Origin of the sequence: Bradyrhizobium sp. YCK136, assembly GCF_044570075.1 — a bacterium.
Lineage (GTDB): Bacteria > Pseudomonadota > Alphaproteobacteria > Rhizobiales > Xanthobacteraceae > Bradyrhizobium > Bradyrhizobium diazoefficiens.
Map to the genome: position 1 here is coordinate 5,996,141 of NZ_CP172424.1, position 17,609 is coordinate 6,013,749.

16 protein-coding genes are annotated in these 17,609 nt (G+C 64.8%); 7 read left to right on the forward strand and 9 right to left on the reverse strand.

Going from position 1 to position 17,609, the window contains the following annotated elements; translation table 11 throughout:
• Positions 1 to 35 precede the first annotated feature (35 nt).
• The 4 genes from ACFLEY_RS29145 to ACFLEY_RS29160 form a co-directional block, all read right to left on the reverse strand.
• Complete coding sequence (locus ACFLEY_RS29145) at positions 36 to 1,247, reverse strand: acyl-CoA dehydrogenase (RefSeq protein WP_060911397.1); 1,212 nt, start codon at positions 1,245 to 1,247, stop codon at positions 36 to 38.
• 57 nt (positions 1,248 to 1,304) lie between these two features.
• A complete protein-coding gene (locus ACFLEY_RS29150; protein ID WP_063824284.1) occupies positions 1,305 to 2,519 on the reverse strand; it encodes an ABC transporter substrate-binding protein in 1,215 nt (404 codons plus the stop codon).
• A gap of 62 nt (positions 2,520 to 2,581) precedes the next feature.
• Entirely contained in the window at positions 2,582 to 4,609 is a 2,028-nt protein-coding gene (locus ACFLEY_RS29155) for an acetate--CoA ligase family protein (RefSeq protein ID WP_249162842.1), read from the reverse strand.
• Positions 4,610 to 4,713: 104 nt separating this feature from the next.
• Positions 4,714 to 5,346 (reverse strand): enoyl-CoA hydratase/isomerase family protein, encoded by a 633-nt coding sequence (locus tag ACFLEY_RS29160; protein ID WP_249162841.1) that lies wholly within the window; start codon positions 5,344 to 5,346, stop codon positions 4,714 to 4,716.
• A 328-nt stretch (positions 5,347 to 5,674) separates the two neighbouring features.
• Between ACFLEY_RS29160 and ACFLEY_RS29165 the strand changes: the two genes are divergently transcribed.
• Entirely contained in the window at positions 5,675 to 6,595 is a 921-nt protein-coding gene (locus ACFLEY_RS29165; RefSeq protein ID WP_249162840.1) for a tripartite tricarboxylate transporter substrate binding protein, read from the forward strand.
• 85 nt (positions 6,596 to 6,680) lie between these two features.
• Here ACFLEY_RS29165 and ACFLEY_RS29170 read toward each other — a convergent pair whose 3' ends face one another.
• Positions 6,681 to 7,355, reverse strand: a complete 675-nt coding sequence (locus ACFLEY_RS29170; RefSeq protein WP_011086227.1) for a TetR/AcrR family transcriptional regulator — start codon at positions 7,353 to 7,355, stop codon at positions 6,681 to 6,683.
• Between the two features lie 109 nt (positions 7,356 to 7,464).
• On the opposite strand from ACFLEY_RS29170, the gene ACFLEY_RS29175 reads away from it, so the two are divergent.
• Both ACFLEY_RS29175 and ACFLEY_RS29180 read left to right on the forward strand, forming a co-directional pair.
• Positions 7,465 to 8,268 carry an SMP-30/gluconolactonase/LRE family protein gene (locus tag ACFLEY_RS29175; RefSeq protein WP_396604269.1) on the forward strand — a complete coding sequence of 268 codons (804 nt, stop codon included), beginning with the start codon at positions 7,465 to 7,467 and terminating at the stop codon, positions 8,266 to 8,268.
• A 74-nt stretch (positions 8,269 to 8,342) separates the two neighbouring features.
• On the forward strand, positions 8,343 to 9,611 hold the full coding sequence (locus ACFLEY_RS29180) for an IS256 family transposase (protein ID WP_038952271.1): 1,269 nt from the start codon (positions 8,343 to 8,345) through the stop codon (positions 9,609 to 9,611).
• A 158-nt stretch (positions 9,612 to 9,769) separates the two neighbouring features.
• Here ACFLEY_RS29180 and ACFLEY_RS29185 read toward each other — a convergent pair whose 3' ends face one another.
• The gene (locus tag ACFLEY_RS29185; RefSeq protein WP_028171985.1) at positions 9,770 to 10,687 is read right to left on the reverse strand and encodes a LysR family transcriptional regulator; all 918 of its coding nucleotides are present in this window, start codon (positions 10,685 to 10,687) and stop codon (positions 9,770 to 9,772) included.
• A gap of 123 nt (positions 10,688 to 10,810) precedes the next feature.
• Here ACFLEY_RS29185 and ACFLEY_RS29190 point away from each other — a divergent pair, with 123 nt between their 5' ends.
• The 3 genes from ACFLEY_RS29190 to ACFLEY_RS29200 all read left to right on the forward strand — a co-directional run bounded on the left by ACFLEY_RS29190 (position 10,811) and on the right by ACFLEY_RS29200 (position 12,811).
• The gene (locus ACFLEY_RS29190; RefSeq protein WP_060911396.1) at positions 10,811 to 11,893 is read left to right on the forward strand and encodes an LLM class flavin-dependent oxidoreductase; all 1,083 of its coding nucleotides are present in this window, start codon (positions 10,811 to 10,813) and stop codon (positions 11,891 to 11,893) included.
• 55 nt (positions 11,894 to 11,948) lie between these two features.
• Positions 11,949 to 12,443 (forward strand): flavin reductase family protein, encoded by a 495-nt coding sequence (locus ACFLEY_RS29195; RefSeq protein WP_060911395.1) that lies wholly within the window; start codon positions 11,949 to 11,951, stop codon positions 12,441 to 12,443.
• Between the two features lie 68 nt (positions 12,444 to 12,511).
• Positions 12,512 to 12,811, forward strand: a complete 300-nt coding sequence (locus ACFLEY_RS29200; RefSeq protein ID WP_060913022.1) for a hypothetical protein — start codon at positions 12,512 to 12,514, stop codon at positions 12,809 to 12,811.
• Between the two features lie 11 nt (positions 12,812 to 12,822).
• Here the strand turns inward: ACFLEY_RS29200 and ACFLEY_RS29205 are convergent, their stop codons facing one another.
• From ACFLEY_RS29205 to ACFLEY_RS29215, 3 genes are read right to left on the reverse strand one after another with little or no spacing between them, the layout of a single operon-like run.
• Positions 12,823 to 13,263 carry a RidA family protein gene (locus ACFLEY_RS29205; RefSeq protein WP_060911394.1) on the reverse strand — a complete coding sequence of 147 codons (441 nt, stop codon included), beginning with the start codon at positions 13,261 to 13,263 and terminating at the stop codon, positions 12,823 to 12,825.
• Between the two features lie 18 nt (positions 13,264 to 13,281).
• On the reverse strand, positions 13,282 to 14,472 hold the full coding sequence (locus ACFLEY_RS29210) for an acyl-CoA dehydrogenase family protein (protein ID WP_060911393.1): 1,191 nt from the start codon (positions 14,470 to 14,472) through the stop codon (positions 13,282 to 13,284).
• Between the two features lie 16 nt (positions 14,473 to 14,488).
• Positions 14,489 to 16,807 (reverse strand): bifunctional salicylyl-CoA 5-hydroxylase/oxidoreductase, encoded by a 2,319-nt coding sequence (locus ACFLEY_RS29215; RefSeq protein ID WP_060911392.1) that lies wholly within the window; start codon positions 16,805 to 16,807, stop codon positions 14,489 to 14,491.
• 291 nt (positions 16,808 to 17,098) lie between these two features.
• Between ACFLEY_RS29215 and ACFLEY_RS29220 the strand changes: the two genes are divergently transcribed.
• Positions 17,099 to 17,605 carry a MarR family winged helix-turn-helix transcriptional regulator gene (locus ACFLEY_RS29220; RefSeq protein WP_011086218.1) on the forward strand — a complete coding sequence of 169 codons (507 nt, stop codon included), beginning with the start codon at positions 17,099 to 17,101 and terminating at the stop codon, positions 17,603 to 17,605.
• Positions 17,606 to 17,609 lie beyond the last annotated feature (4 nt).

The following is a 17,609-nucleotide window of genomic DNA, read 5'->3' on the forward strand; positions in this document are numbered from 1 at the left end:
TGTTGTTCGCGACGAGGCAATGCGCGGGAAGACCATCACTTGCCTCGCGACAGCTGGAGGATGCGATCGGCGATGATGCCGAGCTGGATCTCGGTCGTGCCGGCATAAATCGTCTCGGCGCGCGCCTGAAGGTAGATGGCTTCGAACCGGCGCCGCGCCACCGTGATCGCCGGGTTCTGCGGCAGCGATGCCTGCGAGAGCAGTTCAATCGCAAGCGCCGCAAAGCGCTGATGCGATTCGCTCCAATAGAGCTTCGCAAGGCTGCCGCGCGCTCCGATCTTGTCGCCGTTGACGAGCGCCTCGACGGCCGTCTCGACATGCGCCTTCAGCACCTCGATCTCGACGGCGACCTCGCCGAGCCTGACGGCGTAATGCCGGTCCGCGACCATTGCCGACAGCGCCGGGTCCGTCTTGCAAGCCGAAATCAGGTGGCGCAGTTCGTTCTCGAAGCGCCAGGCGCGGTACATGCGGTTGGTCGCCCGCTCGATCTCCAGCACGCGGATGGCTGCGGCCCAGCCCTCGTCCGGCGCGCCGATCGCATCGGCCTGGGCCACTTCGACGTCGTCGAAGAAGACCTCGCAGAAGCTCTCGCGTCCGTCGATCGATTTGATGGTGCGCACGCGCACGCCGTCGGCATCGAGCGGCACCGCGAACATGGCAAGGCCGCGATGACGATCCTCCAGCGGACCGGTGCGGGCGAGCACGAGACAGCGTTGCGCCCGGTACGCGCCGCTGGTCCAGATCTTCTGGCCGGTGATCTGCCAGTCGTTGCCATTTCGCGTGGCGCGAGTGCGAAGCCCGGCAAGGTCGAACCCCGCTTCGGGCTCGGAAAATCCCTGACACCAGATGTTGCGCATCTCGAGGATGGCGGGCAGGAACCGCCGTTTCTGCTCCTCGCTGCCGACGGCCAGGATGATCGGACCGGCGAGTTCCTTGCCGATCGAGTTGACGCTCTCCGGCATCGCCAGCGCGCCGATCTCCTGATTGGCGATCAAATGCTCGCGCAAGGAGCGGCCGTGCCCGCCATAGGCCTGGGGCCACGTAATGCCGGTCAGGCCGGCGCGGTACATCGCCGCCTCCCACGTCACGGACTGCTGGAGCGTGGGCGGCGCGAATGCGGCACTGTCGCCGCGGAAGCTGGCGGGCAGATTGGCATGCAGCCAGCGATGCACCGCATCGCGATAGGCCGCGCCCGCCAGGCTCTCGCTCGCGACCGGATACGTCGACACCGCTTCAACTACACTCATCGCCTGCTTCCCGCCTTCGCCATACGTGCCGTCATGTCTGGGCCGCCTGTCCGTTCTTCACTGCGACTTGAGCAGATCGCAGGCGCTCTCCGAGGCCGGCCGCCACGCATCCTCCGGCGCGATCGTGCCGGTGATCTCGTAATAATCGTAGGTGTATTTGGACTCCGACGGAGCCTTGATCCGCGCGACATAGAGCGGACGCATCACCTGGCCGTCAGCCCTGATGCTGACGTTGTTCATCTCGAAATCGTTGATCGGCGTGTTCTTCATCTGCCGCATCACGGCATCGCCGTCGTCGGAGCCGGCGGCGGCCACCGCCTTCAGATAATGCGTGATGGCGCTGTAGGTGGCCGCCTTGCCCTCGTTGAGAAGCTGACCGTTCGTCGCCTCGGCATAACGTTTGGCAAACGCCCGGCTCTCCGGCGTCATGTCCCAGTAGAACGGCGTCGTCAGCCGCACGTTCTGGAGGTCCTTGAGGCCGATGCCATGCGTCTGGCTGATCATGAGGCCGAGGGGAACGAGGAGTTGCGTCCTGGTCAGCCCGAACTCCTGGGCCTGCTTGATCGCATTGGCGAAATCCGCACCCGAATTGGCGAGCGCAATTGCCTTGGCGCCGCTGGCCTGTGCCGTCAGCAGGAATGAGGATAGATCCGACGAGTTGAGCGGATGCAGCACCGAGCCCACCACCTTGCCGCCACCCGCTTGGATGAACTTCGTCGCGTCCGCCTGCCAGGCCTTGCCGAAGGCATAATCGACCGTCAGGAAGAACCAGGAGTCGATACCCTGCGCGAGCAGGGCCTTCACCGTGGCTTTCGGCTGGGCATAGGTATCGACCACCCACTGCGTGGTCATGGGCGAGCATTTGTCGTTGGTGAAGAACGATCCCGCGGTGCCGGCCAGCATGTACGGCTTCTTGCGGTTCTTCATGATGTCTTGCACCGCAAGCGCGATCGACGACGCCGAGCAGCCGACGATGGCATCGACACCTTCATTGTCGACCCACCGCAGCGCAATGGCGACGCCGACATCTGGCTTGTTCTGGTCGTCGGCGATCACGAGCTCGATCTTCTTGCCATTGACCGCTCCACCGAAATCGCCGACCGCGAGTTTGGCGGCCGCGACCGAACCGAGGCCGCAATTGTCGGCATAGGGACCGTTCTGGTCATTCATGATACCAATCTTGACCACATCGCCCGATATGCCCTGCGCGGACACCGGCGCATGCGTCAGCAGCAAGGCAATCATGCCCAGCGCGGCAATCGTCGATCTCATCACTTATCCTCCTGCTTCCTGCGTTTCCTCTGGACCGCTTCTGCGGCCTCTTGTCTTAGAGTTCAGTGTCGATCCTGGCTTGGCCCTTCGCCGTGCGGGATCAGCAGCGCGTCGAGCGCCACGGCTCCCTCGCCTTTGGCGCGTAAGAGCAACGGGTTGACGTCGATCTCCGCGATCGTGTCGGTATGCGCGGCAGCAAAGCGCGACAACGCGGCAACGGCCCGGGCCGCGGCATCGAGGTCGGCGCGCGGCCGGCCACGCGCGCCGTCGAGCACCGCGAACGCCCTAAGCGATTTCAGCATCGCCATGGCCTGCGTCTCGCTGACCGGCGCCATCTGCACGGCGGAATCCTGGAGGATCTCCGCGAAGATGCCGCCGAGACCGACCATCACCACCGGCCCGAACACCGGATCGATGCGGCTGCCGAGGATGAGCTCGGCGACCCCCTTGGCCATCGGCGCCACGATCACACCGTCGATTGTCGCGTTGGGCGCCTTGATGGCGACGCGGTCGAGCATCTTGGCAAAAGCGCGCCGGACTTCGGCTTCCGAGCCAACGCCCACGACCACCCCGCCGGCTTCCGTCTTGTGCGGCAGATCGGGTGAGGTGATCTTTAGCACCACGGGATAACCGATCTCGGTGGCAGCGCGCGCCGCTGCATCCGCATCCTGTACCAGACGCTCGGCCAGCACCGGCACACCGGCCTCGGCAAGTGCGCGCTTGGCGCCGAGCTCGTGGCGGAATGCATCGGCTGCCAGCGGCCCCGCCTGCTCGATCACAGCTGGCGCGTCCTGCGGACGTTTCGACACCGCCTGCAGCCGCACCAAGGCAGCGATAGTTGCGCAGCAGCCATCGAAGCTTTCCACCGTCGGAAAGCCCAGCGCGTGCAGCTCGGTCAGCGCGTCCTCCGGGCCGTCGACGCAAAGGACGATCGGACGCTGGGGGAACTGCGCGCGGATGTTGCGCAGCGTGTCCATGTAGATGGAGCGCAAGCGCGGCAGATGCAGCGAGAACGGCAGCGGCAGGATCACCGTATCGGCCCGATCGTCCGCCACGACGGCCGTCATGATCTTCTCCAGAAGATCTGGGCGGCTCGACATCTGCGCCGTGGTGTCGACCGGGTTGCGGGCCGATGCAAAGGGCACCAGCTCAAGAATCTGGCGCTGCGTCTCCTGGCCGAGCTCCGGCAATGTCAGCCCGACCGACTGCGCGGCGTCCGCGAGCAGCACACCGAAGCCGCCCGACGCCGTGAGAATTGCCACGCCCGGCCCCTTCGGCAGCCGGTCCGGCAGCAGGATCGATGCCGCATGACCGAGATCGATGAGTTCGTCGATGCTGCGCACGCGCACCGCACCGCAGCGGGCAAACAGCGCGTCGAACACCGCGTCCGATCCCGCCATCGCCCCGGTGTGCGAAGCCGCAGCGGCCTGGCCTGCCGCGGACGTGCCGATCTTCATGACGATGACGGGCTTGCCGGCATCGCGCGCCTCTTCAAGTGCGGAGATCAGGCGGCCGGCATCGCGGCACGCCTCGAGGCAGCACAGGATCACCTTGGTGGCGGGATCGCGCGCCATCCAGGCGATACCGTCGGCGATATCGACGTCGCACTCGTTACCCGTGGTGACGAAGCGGCTGACGCCGACGCCGCGCTCGCTGGCGAGCCGCATGGTGTAGCTGCCGAGATTGCCGCTCTGCGACACGATGCCGAGCGAGCCGGCCGCCGGCATGCTGTGCTCGAGCACGATCGAGAACGTCGCGATGCTCTTCTCGGCGACGCTGACCGCGCCAAGACAGTTCGGCCCCAGCAAGCGCATGCCGCTGTTGCGCGCGGCCAGGCGCAGCCGGTCCTGCATCGCGCGGCCCTGCTCGCCGAGCTCGGCAAAGCCCGACGAGAACACGACGACACTGCGGACGCCGCGGGCCGCGCATTGTTCCACGGCCTCGCCGGCGCGCTCCGCATCGACCGCGATGATGGCGAGATCCGGCGCCTCCGGCACTTCGGCGACGGAAGCATAGGCCTTCAGTCCCTGCACCGTCACAGCCTTCGGGTTGACCGGATAGATGCGGCCTGCATAGCCGTGGCGGCGCAACAGGTCGACCGGCCGACCGCCGATCTTGGTCGCCTCCTGCGAGGCCGATGATCGCGATCGAGCGCGGCGACATCAGCGCGTCGAGACCTTCTCCCGGCCGCATCTCAGCGCCCCTTGAACACCGGCGTGCGCTTCTCCAGGAACGCCATCCGCGCTTCCTTGGCGTCCTCGGTCTTGGAGAGAGCCATCGTGATGTTCTGCTCGAAGCGGTAGGCATCGCGCGGCGGCATCAGCTCGACCATGTTCGCCGCATTCTTGGCATATTCCATCGCGATCGGGCTCTTCGAAGCGATCTCGCGGGCGAGCTTCATCACCTCGGGGATCAGGTTCTCCTTGGTCGTACAAGCCTCAATGATGCCGAGGCGATAGAGCTCGGCGGCCGGCACGCGATAGCCGGTGAAGAACATGCGGCGCATCAGGGAGCGGCCGAACAACGTGTTCAGCATGGCGGCACCGCCGGCGAGCCCGACGTTGATCTCGGGCATGCCGAAGACGGCCTCTTCGCAGGCGTAGAAGATGTCGCAGGAAGCCATCAGGCCGACACCGGCGCCGAGCGCAACGCCGTTGATCGCCGCGATGACCGGCTTGGAGCATTCGCGAATGCAATTGCCGGTCTCGCGTGTGATCCGGTTGTGGCTGTGAAACGCGCCGATCTTGGTCGGGTCCGGACGGTCCTTCAGATCCGCGCCGCTGCAGAACACCTTTCCGGCTCCGGTCAGGATCGCGACCCTGGACATCGCTACGCTCGGAAATCTCGTCGAACACGCTCACGATGCGATCGCGCATGGCACGATCGAGCGCGTTCACGGGAGGACGGTTCAGCGTCACCAGCGCGATGTGATCGGACACTTCGAGGGTGACGATATCTCCTGACATGGCTTCCTCCTGGGCTTCTGCTTGTCTTGTGTTTGTCTTGCTTGCTATTCCTGACCGATCGGTCAGCTTTTTGTCGCTGGTAACATCAAGCGCGGCGACTTGCAATATCCTATCGATGTCCTATTGACCGACCGATCGGTCAGTTATTAGATTTCGCGACAAGCAAGAACGACCGTGAGGAGGACTCCCATGCCCAGGATCAGCCGACGCCAGGCGACAACTCTCATCGCCGGCGCCCTCGTCGCCCCGCTTGGCGCGCCTGCAATCGTGAGGGCCCGCGCGTCGCAGATCTTCATCATCGTGCCCTATGCGCCCGGCGGCTCCATCGACAGCCTGATGCGCTCAATCGCGAAGGCCATGGCGGAAACGCTGGACCAGCCCGTCCTGGTCGACAACAAGCCCGGCGCCAACGGTATCGTCGGATCGCAATATGTGGCGCGCGCACCGAGGGACGGATCGGTCCTGCTGGCCGGCGGCACCGGGCCGATTTCGCTGAACGTGCTGCTCCGCAAGAACCTGCCCTACAAGCTCGCGGACTTCGCCTCGGTCGCCATGCTCTGCAACGGGCCGCTGTCGCTGACCGTGAACGCACGGACGCCGGCCGCCGACGTGAAGAGCTTCGTCACCTACGCCAAGGGGCGCGACAAGCCGCTGTTCTACGCCACGCTCGGTCCGGGCAGCGTCACGCATTTGTTCGGGATCATGATGGGCAAGTCGATGGGATTTGCCGTCACCGAGGTTGCCTATCGCAACAATCCGGCCTCCATCATGGAGACACTGTCAGGAGAATGCGATCTCAACTTCGCAACGCCCGCCGCCGTGATCGAGCATGCGCGCGGCGGCCAGCTTCGCATCCTCGCGGTCTCCTCGGACAAGCGCATGACGAGCTTGCCCGAGATACCGACGCTGGCCGAATCCGGCTATCCCGACCTCACGGCATCGTTCTGGACCGCGCTCCACGCTCCGGCGGGCACGCCGCGCGATGTCATCGCGCGGCTGAACGCGGCAGCCAACGCCGCGATGCAGAAGCCCGAGATCGCAAAGCAGCTCGAAACCGATGGCCTGATGGTCGATACCGGCGCGCACCGGAGCGGCTCGACGCCCAATTGACCAAGGACGCCGCGCTCTGGGGACCGGTGATCAAGGCGCAGAACATCGCCCTGGAATGAGGCGTTGCACGCGGTGCCGCCACCGGTCAGCGTGATTTTCGCCGGCCGGCGCGAGGCGGCTCGGCGCCGGGAAGCTCGATCAACTCCCCGCTCCGCAGCCCGTTGAACAGCATGTCGAAGAAGATCTCCGCGATCTGTTCCGGGGTTGCGGATTTGTTGGGATTGTACCAGCGATGCATCCAATTGAGCGAGGAGAGGATCAGCCGCCCGGTCATGGGAACGTCGACCTTGCGGATTTCGCCGGCGTCGATGGCTTCCTGGATCAGGCCGCGCAGAAAGTTCTCGAAACGGTCGCGGCGCGTCAGCCTCTCCTTGTGCCGCCGTCGGTCGGGATCGTTCCAGAAGGCGGTCGTGGAGGCGATCCAGGCCCAGCGATAGCGCCGGAAGTATTCCGCCGTGGCGACCATGAAAGCACGAATCTTCTGCGACGGCGGCCCGTCGGGAATGCGGTCGCGCACGAAAAGGTAGAGTTCGAGCGTCGAGCCGACCGCCACCCGCGCGTAGATCTCGTCCTTGTTGGAGAAATGATGGTAGAGGAGCGACTTGGAGATGCCACAGGCGAGCGCGATGTCGCGCATCGAAGTCCCCTCAAATCCCTTGCTGGCGAACAGCCGCCCGGCCTCGGCGAGGATCTGAAGCACGCGGTCCGAGGCCTCGGCCTGGTTCGCAACGCCATCCTTCATCGTTGACAGTTCGGTCATGAACTCCGCAATCCGTTCGTCAGCCTGGCGCCAACATGAGGGCCTTTAGAATGAAACTAGGTTTTCACGGACCGATCGGTCAAGCCCGGCGATCCCTGCGCGAGGAACCATGAGCGCGGTCCGGATCACGCGAATCGGCACGACGAAGGACCAGCTCGGCGAGAGCCCCGTCTGGGATGAGCGCCGACAGCGCCTCTTCTGGATCGACGCCCTGGCCGGATTGATCCGCGCCTTCGACCCCGTCACCGGCGCGACCGAGCAATTCAGCGCGCCCGCGCCGATCGGGTCGCTGGCGCTGCGGCGCGACCGCGGCGCTGTGCTCGCACTACGCCACGGATTTGCGCGCTACGATTTCGACATGCGCGTGCTGACCGAAGGTCCGTCGATCGGGCTCGACCACCCGAAGGTGCGGCTGAACGACGGAAAGGCCGATCCCTATGGACGGTTCGTGGCAGGCACGATGCACGGCGACCGCGCCCCGGATGAAGCGCCGCTCGGCGGCCTCTACCGCCTGGACGCATCGGGCGCGCTGGAGCTGCTGGAGACGGACCTCGCCGTGAGCAACGGACCGTGCTTCAGCCCCGACGGACGGACGTTCTATCTCGCCGACAGCGCAAGACGGATCATCTGGGCCTATGACTACAGCCAGGATGGCCCCCTCACGAACAAACGCGTCTTCGTCAGCACGGAGGCGCAAGACTCCGGGTGCGATGGCGCGACGATCGATGCGGAGGGGTATATCTGGTCGGTCCTCGTGCGCATCGGCAGGATCGCGCGGTTTTCGCCTGACGGGACGATCGTGCGGACGATCGACATGCCGATCCGCCATCCGACCAGCGTGACGTTCGGGGGAACCGATCTCGATATTCTGTACGTGACATCGATCTCGCGAGCTATGGCGGAATCTGGGTGATGACGGTGTGAGGAAGGCGGCGTATCGAGGCGGGTGACGAGCCTGCCAGAACCTCTCGAGGAGAGCGATACGCCATGACCGAGACTACCAATGTTCTTGCTTTCCGTCAGCCGTCCGCGGTTGATGATCCACTGACCGATATCGTTCGAGCCGGCGCGCGGGACCTGCTTGCCAGGGCGATCGAGATCGAGGTTGGCGCGTTTCTGGCCAGCACGGCCAATCTGACGCTGCCCGACGGTCGAGCGCGCCTGGTCCGACATGGGCACGGTCCGGTGCGCGAGATTGCGACCGGCATCGGTCCGGTGGAGGTCGCTCGTCCCAAGGTCCGCGACCGCGGAGCGAGCGGGCCAGGCGACCGCCTCCGCTTCAGTTCGGCAATCCTGCCGCTATGGGCGCGGCGGACGAAGAGCCTGGATGCCTTGATCCCGGTCCTCTATTTGCGCGGCATCTCGACCGGCGACTTCCAGGAGGCGCTCTCGGCGCTGCTCGGCAAGGATGCGCCGAACCTGTCGCCTTCGGTGATCGCCGGCCTGAAGGCCGATTGGCAGGTCGAGTACGAACGCTGGCAGAGACGCGATCTGTCGGCGCGTCGCTATGTCTACATCTGGGCCGATGGCGTGTACCTGCAGGCCCGCATGGAAGATCACAGCGAATGCATGCTGGTGCTGATTGGCACCACGCCGGAAGGCAAGAAGGAGCTGATCGGCTTCCAGGTCGGCGTGCGCGAGAGCGCGCAGAGCTGGCGCGAACTCCTGATCGACCTGCGGCAACGCGGGTTACGGATTGCCCCGCAACTCGCCATCGGCGACGGCGCCCTCGGCTTCTGGAAGGCACTGGACGAGGCCTTTCCCGGCACGCGGCACCAACGATGCTGGTGCCATAAAGTGAGCAACGTACTCGACAAGGTCGCCAAATCCGTGCAGGGCCCCATGAAGAACGACCTGCGGAACATCTATCTGGCCCCACACCGGGCCGAAGCTGAAACCGCGATCGACGTCTTCGTCGAGAAATACCACGTCAAATACGGACGTGCGGTGGAGTGCCTGATCAAGGATCGCCATGCGCTGCTCGCCTTCTTCGACTTCCCTGCTGAGCACTGGATCCACCTACGCAGCTCGAACCCGATCGAGAGCGTCTTCGCCACGGTGCGCCACCGAACGGTGCGGACCAAGGGATCGCTGTCGCAACAAACTGCGAAGCTGATGGTGTTCAAGCTCATCGACGCCGCATCGAAGACCTGGCGGCGATTGAAGAGCACGAACCAGTTGCCGAAAGTCATCGCCGGTGTAAAGTTCATCGACGGAATCGAAGTCATTCCGAACACTGAAAGCCACGCCGCCTGATCAGGCCGCGTCACCCAAAATCAGCCATAGCTCCGATCTCGCGCAGCCACGCTCTAGGCGATGACCGCCCGGATGCCGGCGGCTTGTTCGCCGTCGAAGGCCTTGGCGTTCGCGGACTGCCGGCGCACCGGTTTGGCCCGGCCTGAGCGGCCCCTCCGCTACTGCGCCGATCTCTTGACCTGCCTTGGCACGTTCTCGGCCATGTAGTCCACGAAGACCCTGATCTTCTCCGGCAGGTAGCTGCTCTGGAGGAAAGTCGCGTAGATTCCTTCGTCGAAGGTGGAGTTCGTCACCCGGAAGCCCGGCAACAGGCGGACCAGGCGCCCGCTCTTCAGCTGTTCCGCCACGGTATAGTCGTCCAACAGGGCGATGCCGTGGCCGGCAACGGCGAGATCGCACAGCACCACACCATTGTTGCTGCCGAAGGACGACGGCACGACAATCTCGCGCAGCCTGTTCCTGCGCATGAACTTCCAGACGACATCATCAGGGCCCATCCAGTAGGTCAGGCAATTGTGGCGGGTGATGTCCTCCGGCTCACGCAATTTCGGCATCCGGCCGACGTAGTCTGGCGAGGCCACGAGAATCCGCTCGCTCCGCAGCAGCCTTCGCTGCATGAGGCCTGGGTCTTTCGCCGCCTGGATCTGGAAATCGACGTCGAATTCATCTTCGCGAAGCTGGGGACGGCGCTCCGACAGGCGCAGCTCCACCTTCAGTTCCGGATAGAGCTTCTGAAAGCCCGGGATCAGCGGCGAGAGCACCCTGATGCCGAACAGCGTCCGCGAGTGCACCCGTAGCGTTCCGCGCGGCGCGGTCTGCAACGAAAGCGCTGCGGCTTCGGCATCCTCGATACCGTGCAGGACCTGCTCGGTCCGCTGGAAGAAGATCTTGCCGGCGTCGGTCAATCCGAGATGGCGCGTGCTGCGGTTCAGGAGCTGCACGCCGAGCTGCGCCTCGAGCTCGCCGATGTAGCGCGACACGGACGCCGGGGAGAGCCCGACACGGCGCCCGGCCGCGGAAAAGCTGCCCTCACGGACGGCACTGACGAACAATTCCATGGCCTGGAGGCGATTCATCGATCTTTTCAGATTCTGCAAAGGACATGCTCAGAATACGTCAATTGTTCGAAAACGCTCAAGCCCGTAGCTTGCTGAGAACGGATCGCAAGAGCGACCACGATCAGGTGGAGGAAGCAACTGATGGAATTCGGCGTATTCATTCTGGCGCAGCAGCGCGGCTATCATCAGAGCTCGCAGCAGGTCATCAACAACGCCGTCGAGCAGACCGTAGCCGCCGAGCAGGCCGGCTTCGATACGGCCTGGTATGCCGAGCACCATTTCAACAATTACAGCCTCTGCCCTTCGCCGCTGATGATGGTCGCGCACTGCGCCGGCCTGACCAAGCGCATCCGGCTCGGCACCGCCGTCTGCGTGTTGCCGCTGTATCACCCGGCGCGGCTGCTCGGCGAAATCGGCTTTGCCGACACGGTCTCGAACGGGCGTCTCGATCTCGGCATCGGCTCGGGCTACCAGAAGTTCGAGTTCGACCGCTTTGGCGTGGACCTCGAACATTCGCACGCGCTGTTCGCCGAATTCTACGACGTCCTTCACGCGGGCATGCAGCAGCGCATCTTCTCCTATTCCGGCGAGCACCTGAAGATGCCGCCGACCGCCATCGCGGTGCGCACGGTGCAGAAGCCGATGCCGCCGATTTGGGTCACGTCCGGCCATGGCGAGACGCTCGGCCGCGCCATTCGCGACAACCACAATCTGTTCGTCACTGCGCTGCTGAACGGCCTCGATGCCATCAAGGCCCTGCGCGAACGCCTCGAAGGGATCGCCGCCAACGAAGGCCGCTCCATCGACGACACGCGCTTCGGCTTCCTGCGCTGCGCCTATGCCAGCGACAATGACAGCGAGATCCAGTCGTATCTGGACAATGCGCGCTTCCAGCGCCGGCTCTCCGAAAGCCTGAAGTTCCGACGCGCCCAGAGCGACGACGGCTATCTGATCAAGGAAGAGGCCGGGCCGAACGACATGAGCCTGGAGACGATGCGGGACAACCTGCCCGTCGGCAGCGTCAACCAGGTGATCGACCGCATGCTGGAAGAGATCAGCATTCTCAGACCGACCCACATCGCGCTTCAGACCCAGCTCGGCGATTTCGACCAGCGCACGATGCTGCGCCAGATCGAGCTATGGGGCAGCAGGATCATTCCCGCGATCCGGAAAGAGCTGAAATCCGGCCGTGGCAAGGTCGCAGGCGAAGCCGTTTCGGCGTAACGCAACCGGCGAGAAGCGAGCCCGGAGGTACGTCATGGGATGTCAGATGTCTCAAATGACCGATTTCCGCTCAGTCGAAGCCGCGGAGTTTCGGCTGGCCATGCGTAACCTCGCGAGCGGCGTCGCAATCGTGGCGACGGGAACAGAGACGGCGCGGCGCGGGCTGACGGTCAGCTCCGTGACCTCGCTGTGCATGGACCCGCCCTGCCTGCTCGTCGGCGTCAATTCGAGCTCCGAAACCCACACCGCCATCCTAGCCAACGGCCGCTTCGGGATCAGTCTCCTCGGCAGCGGGCAGGAAGATCTGGCGCTGCGTTTCGCCGGTGGCGCCAAGGGCATCGACCGCTTCGCGACGGCGCCGTGGGAGCAAGGCGTGCTTGACGTGCCATTGCTCGAGCCTGCGATCGGCGCGCTGGAATGCGTGCTGCACCATCATCAAATGGTCGGCACGCACGGCCTCTTCATCGGCAGGATCGTGGCCACCCGCGGTGGGAACGGCAATCCCCTGGTCAATTTTCAGGGCGCGCTGCGCGCGTTGCCGCAGGGTTAAATGGACTTCAGGCCTGCCGAGGCCGGTACCATCGCGTCCCGGTGCGCCAGAATCAAAGGAGCGGCACCGTGATCATCGAATGCTTCGCCGGCGGCAGCGTCCGACTGGACGAACCGCTCGACTTTCGCAAGTTCAAGCTGGTGTTGCATGCCGGCGCATCGCCGGAAGTGCTGGCCCGGACCGGGATCACGCTTCTTGATGATCGCGATGCGCTCGTCTCGATTGATCTGGTCCCCACCCTGGAGGGCCGCCCCAACGATGCAAGCTGGGATCGGCAATATGCCGAGATGGTAGCCAAGGCCCGCGAGCATGGCTGGATCGATATCCCGCGAAATGCGATCCGGGCCCACGTCGAACCAGCCCTGTAGGCCGCAATCCTTCAGCGCGGAACGACAGCCGTCGCTTCAATCTCGACGCGCGCTGACGGCTCGACAAGACGCACGACCTGAACGAGCGCCATGCTCGGAGAGTGGGTGCCGATCACCTCGCGATAGGCTTTGCCGAGCGCCTTGAGATTGGAGACGTATTCGTCCATGTCCACGACATACCAGGTCAGACGAACCAGATGATCCGGCCTTGCGCCGCCTTCGGCCAGGATCGCGACGACGTTCTCGAGCGCCTGGCGGACCTGCGCAACAAATCCATCGCCAAACCGGCCTGAAACGTCCCAGCCGACGACGCCGCCGGTCACGACGAAGCGCCCGTCGGCCATCATGCCGTTCGCATATCCCTTTGGCTGCGGCCAGCCACCTGGCTGGAGCACCTGCAAACCGTTCGCCATGTCGGGCGCCGCTGCGCCCGGCTGTCTCGTCACACTCATCGGCTTCTCTCTATCGTCTCAGCGCGATTTCAGTAAATCACGCGCCACAATCAGTTTCTGAACCTCGGTCGCGCCCTCGTAGATGCGCAACGCCCGGATTTCGCGGTAGAGGCTTTCGACCACCTCACCTTTGCGCACGCCGCGTCCGCCGAACATCTGAACCGCGCGGTCGATGACGCGCTGCGCGGTCTCGGTCGCCGTCAGCTTCGCCATGGCCGCTTCGCGCGTCGTCGGAAGCTTCTGGACATCGCGGCGCCAGGCTGCGCGATAGGTCAGGAGCGCGGCAGCGTCGGTGTCGGTGTCGGTGTCGGTTGCCATGTCGCCGAGCGCGGCCTGGGTCAATTGGAGATCTCCCAGCGTCGCGCCGAACATGCGTCGGCTGCGCGCGTGCGACAGCGCCTCGTCGAGCGCCCGCCGGGCGAAGCCGAGGGCAGCGGCCGCGACCGACGCGCGAAAAATGTCCAGCGTCTGCATCGCCAGCTTGAACCCGCCGCCCGGCGCGCCGAGGCGACGGCTCGCCGGGATCCGGCAATTGGCAAAGCGCAACGTCGCCAGCGGATGCGGCGCGATGACGTCGATGCGGTCGGCGATACCGAAACCAGGATCATCGGGAAAGACGACGAAAGCCGAGATGCCGCGGGCGCCCGGCGCCTCGCCCGTTCGGGCGAACAGCGTGTAGACGTCGGCAATGCCGCCGTTGGAGATCCAGGTCTTCTCGCCGTCGATGACGTAGTCGTCGCCGTCGGCGCGCGCCGCGCAGGACATCGCCGCGACATCCGATCCCGCCTCCTTCTCGGACAGCGCGAAGGCCGCAAGCCATTCGCCGGAGCGAACCTTCGGCAGCACGGCCTTGCGCAGCTCGGCCGAACCGCCGAGCGCGATCGCACCGGAGCCGAGCCCCTGCATGGCGAAGGCGAAATCGGCGAGGCCGTCGGCATAGGCGAGCGACTCGCGCGACAGGCAGATCGAGCGGGAATCGATCGTTGTCGCATCGCCGTCGGGCGCCGCGACCGCGCAATCGAGCAGGCCCGCCTCGCCCATCGCGCGCACGAGCTTGCGGCAGGCGCCATCGACATCGCGATGATCGATTGTCTCGAGCGCCCCCGACTGCACGAGGCGGTCGAGCCGCTCGCCGATCGTGTGATGGCGCGGTTCGAAAAACGGCCAGTCCAGCCAGTCGCGCTTGATGACCTTTGCCACGGCGCTCATCTGATCCCTCCTCCGCTCACTGCGCGCTAGCTGCCGCGGCGCGCGCCAGATTGCTTTCGTATTGCCCCTTGGCGGACAGATACTGCTTCGGCCAATTGACCGACGTGATGCCGATGCGCGCGGCTTCGTGCAACGTCCAGGCCGGGTCGGCCAGATGCGGCCGCGCAATGGCGCAGAGGTCGGCGCGGCCGGCCGCGAGGATCGAGTTGGCGTGATCGGCCTCGGAGATCGCGCCGACTGCAATGGTCTCGATGCCGACTTCGTTGCGGATCAGGTCGGCGAACGGCGTCTGGAACAGGCGTCCATAGATCGGCCGCTCTTCCTTCCAGACCTGCCCCGACGAACAATCGATCACGTCCGCACCCGCCTCCTTGAACATCGCGGCGAAGATCGCCGCATCGGCCGGAATGTTGCCGCCTTCGGTCCAGTCATGGCAGGACAGGCGCACCGACATCGGCCGATCGGACGGCCACGCCGCGCGCATCGCCTTGAACACCTCGAGCGGAAAGCGCGCACGGTTCTCGTGGCTGCCACCGTATTCGTCCGTGCGCCGGTTGGTCAGCGGCGACAGGAAGCTCGACAGCAGATAGCCGTGGGCGCAATGGAGCTCGAGCCACTCGACGCCGGCCGACGCCGCACGATGTGTTGCCGCGACGAAATCGTCGCGCACGCGGTCCATGTCGCCGCGGTCCATGGCGCGCGGCAACTGGCTGTGGGGCAGATACGGCAAGGCCGACGCGGAGATCAGAGGCCATTCACCGGATTCAAGGGGTTGATCGATCCCTTCCCATGGCACTCTGGTCGCGCCCTTGCGCCCGGCATGGCCGAGCTGGATTCCGACCTTGGCGTGTCCCAGGCTGTGGATCAGGCCAACCAGTCGGCGCCACTGCGCCTCTTGCGCATCGTTCCAGAGCCCGAGGCAACCCGGCGTGATCCGCGCATCCGGCGAAACGCAGGTCATCTCGGCAAAGATCAGCGCAGCGCCACCCATGGCGCGCGCGCCGAGATGGGCGATGTGGAAGTCGTTGATGAGCCCGTCCTCAGCCGAATACATCGCCATTGGCGACACCATGATGCGGTTCGCGAGCGAAAGGCCGCGCACGCGGTGCGGCGTCAGCATCGGCGGCAGCACCCGCTCGCCGTCCTTGACAGCGATGCCCGAGCGCGCGGCGAACCAGCGCTCAAAACCTTCCAGCCAGGTGCGGTCGCGCAAACGAAGGTTTTCGTGGCTGATGCGCTGGGAGCGCGTCAGCATCGAATAGAAGAATTGCGGCGGCTCGAGCGTATCGGCATAGCGCCGGCCGACCACCTCAAACCATTCCATGGCGTTGCGCGCCGCGTTCTGGATGCGCGCCACGTCGACGCGGCGCACCTCCTCATACGCTTCCAGCACGGTTTCGATGCCGGCGCGGCCGTGACCGTGGCGATCGAACTGATTGGCGAGCTCGATGGCGTCGTCGAGCGCGAGCTTGGTGCCCGACCCGATCGCGAAATGCGCGGTGTGCGCGGCGTCTCCCATCAGCACGACATGAGACTTGCCGTTGAACACGCTCCATTTGCCGCAGATCAGGCGGCTGAAATTGAGCCAGGCCGAGCCGCGCAGATGGCGGGCGTTGGTCAGGAGCTTCGCGCCATCGAGCGTCTCGGCGAAGATCTTTTCGCAGAAATCGATCGAGGCCTGCTGATCGAGCTCGCCAAGCCCGTGGGCATTGTAGGCTTCTTCCGTGGTCTCGACGATGAAGGTCGAGGTCTCCGCGTCAAACTTGTAGATGTGCGCCTGGAACCAGCCGTGCTCGGTCCTCTGAAAATCGAACGTGAAGGCGTCGAACGCCTTCTTGGTGCCGAGCCAGATGTAGCGGTTCGGCCGGATCACCATGTCGGGCTGGAATTGCTCGGCATAGCGCGCGCGGATTCTGGAATTGACGCCGTCGCAGGCGACGATCAGGTCGGCCTCGGGAAATTCGAGATCGGACTCGACGTCGCGCTCGAAGACGAGCTCGACACCCAGCACCTCGCAGCGCCTCTGAAGAATATTGAGCAGATGCTTGCGCCCGATACCGATGAAGCCATGGCCGGTCGTGCGCTGGCGCGTGCCCTTGAAGACGAGCTCGATATCGTCCCAGTGATTGAAGGCGTCCTCGATCTCGGTCGCGCTCTCGGGGTCGGCAAGGCGCATCGCGGTCATCATGGCATCGGAGAACACGACTCCCCAGCCGAACGTATCGTAGGGCTTGTTGCGCTCGACGACCGTGATGACGTGCTCCGGATGCCGGCGCTTCATCAGCAGGCCCAGATAGAGACCCGCCGGGCCGCCGCCGATACAGACTATGCGCATGATCCCTCGCTTTCGCGCGCCGCGCCGTGTGCCTGAGCTCTCGCTCGAATTATTTTAAGCATAAAGTATTTTGTCGGCATGGGCCTTGTCAAGGTGGGTTCTGCAAGGAGCCTGGGCGACGCGCCCGGCGCCACCGCGCCGATCTTGAGAAACAATGCAAAGTGGACACGGCAGAGCCAATTCCGAGGCACCCGGGCTCAGCCTTGAATTTACTTTTGGCACGAACTATCTTGCGGGCATCCACGGGAGCTGCACCAGCTTTCATCAGGCCACCAAGCCCGGGAGATTCGATTGGCGCTCGCGAAGGAGTCCACGCCTGTTTCAGCCAGGAATGGAGCGGATCAGGAGGCCGAGTACAGGGCTCAAACGCGAGTCTGGCTCCGGCTGCTCGCCTGCACGACCCTGATCGAGGGGGAGCTGCGGCGCCGGTTCCGTGAAGAGTTCGATTTTACCATGCCCCGCTTCGATGTTCTCGCCCAGCTCGACCGCGAGCCGAGCGGACTCGTGCTGGGAGAGCTGCCCAAGCGCCTGATGGTCTCGGCCGGGAACCTCACGCCGATCGTGGACCGCCTGGTCGCGGATGGATACATCACCCGCACGGCGTCGAACCTCGACCGCCGCGTGCAGATCGTCTGTATGACGGTCGAAGGCCGCAAGACCTTCAGGCGAATGGCCAAGAGCCACGGCGCATGGCTCGCCGAGCTGCTGGCGGATTTCCCGGCGGACCGGTTCGACGGATTGATCGGCGAGCTCGACGACCTCAAGGGCGCCGTCAGGGACGCGCTGCAAAAACCCTGAGCTG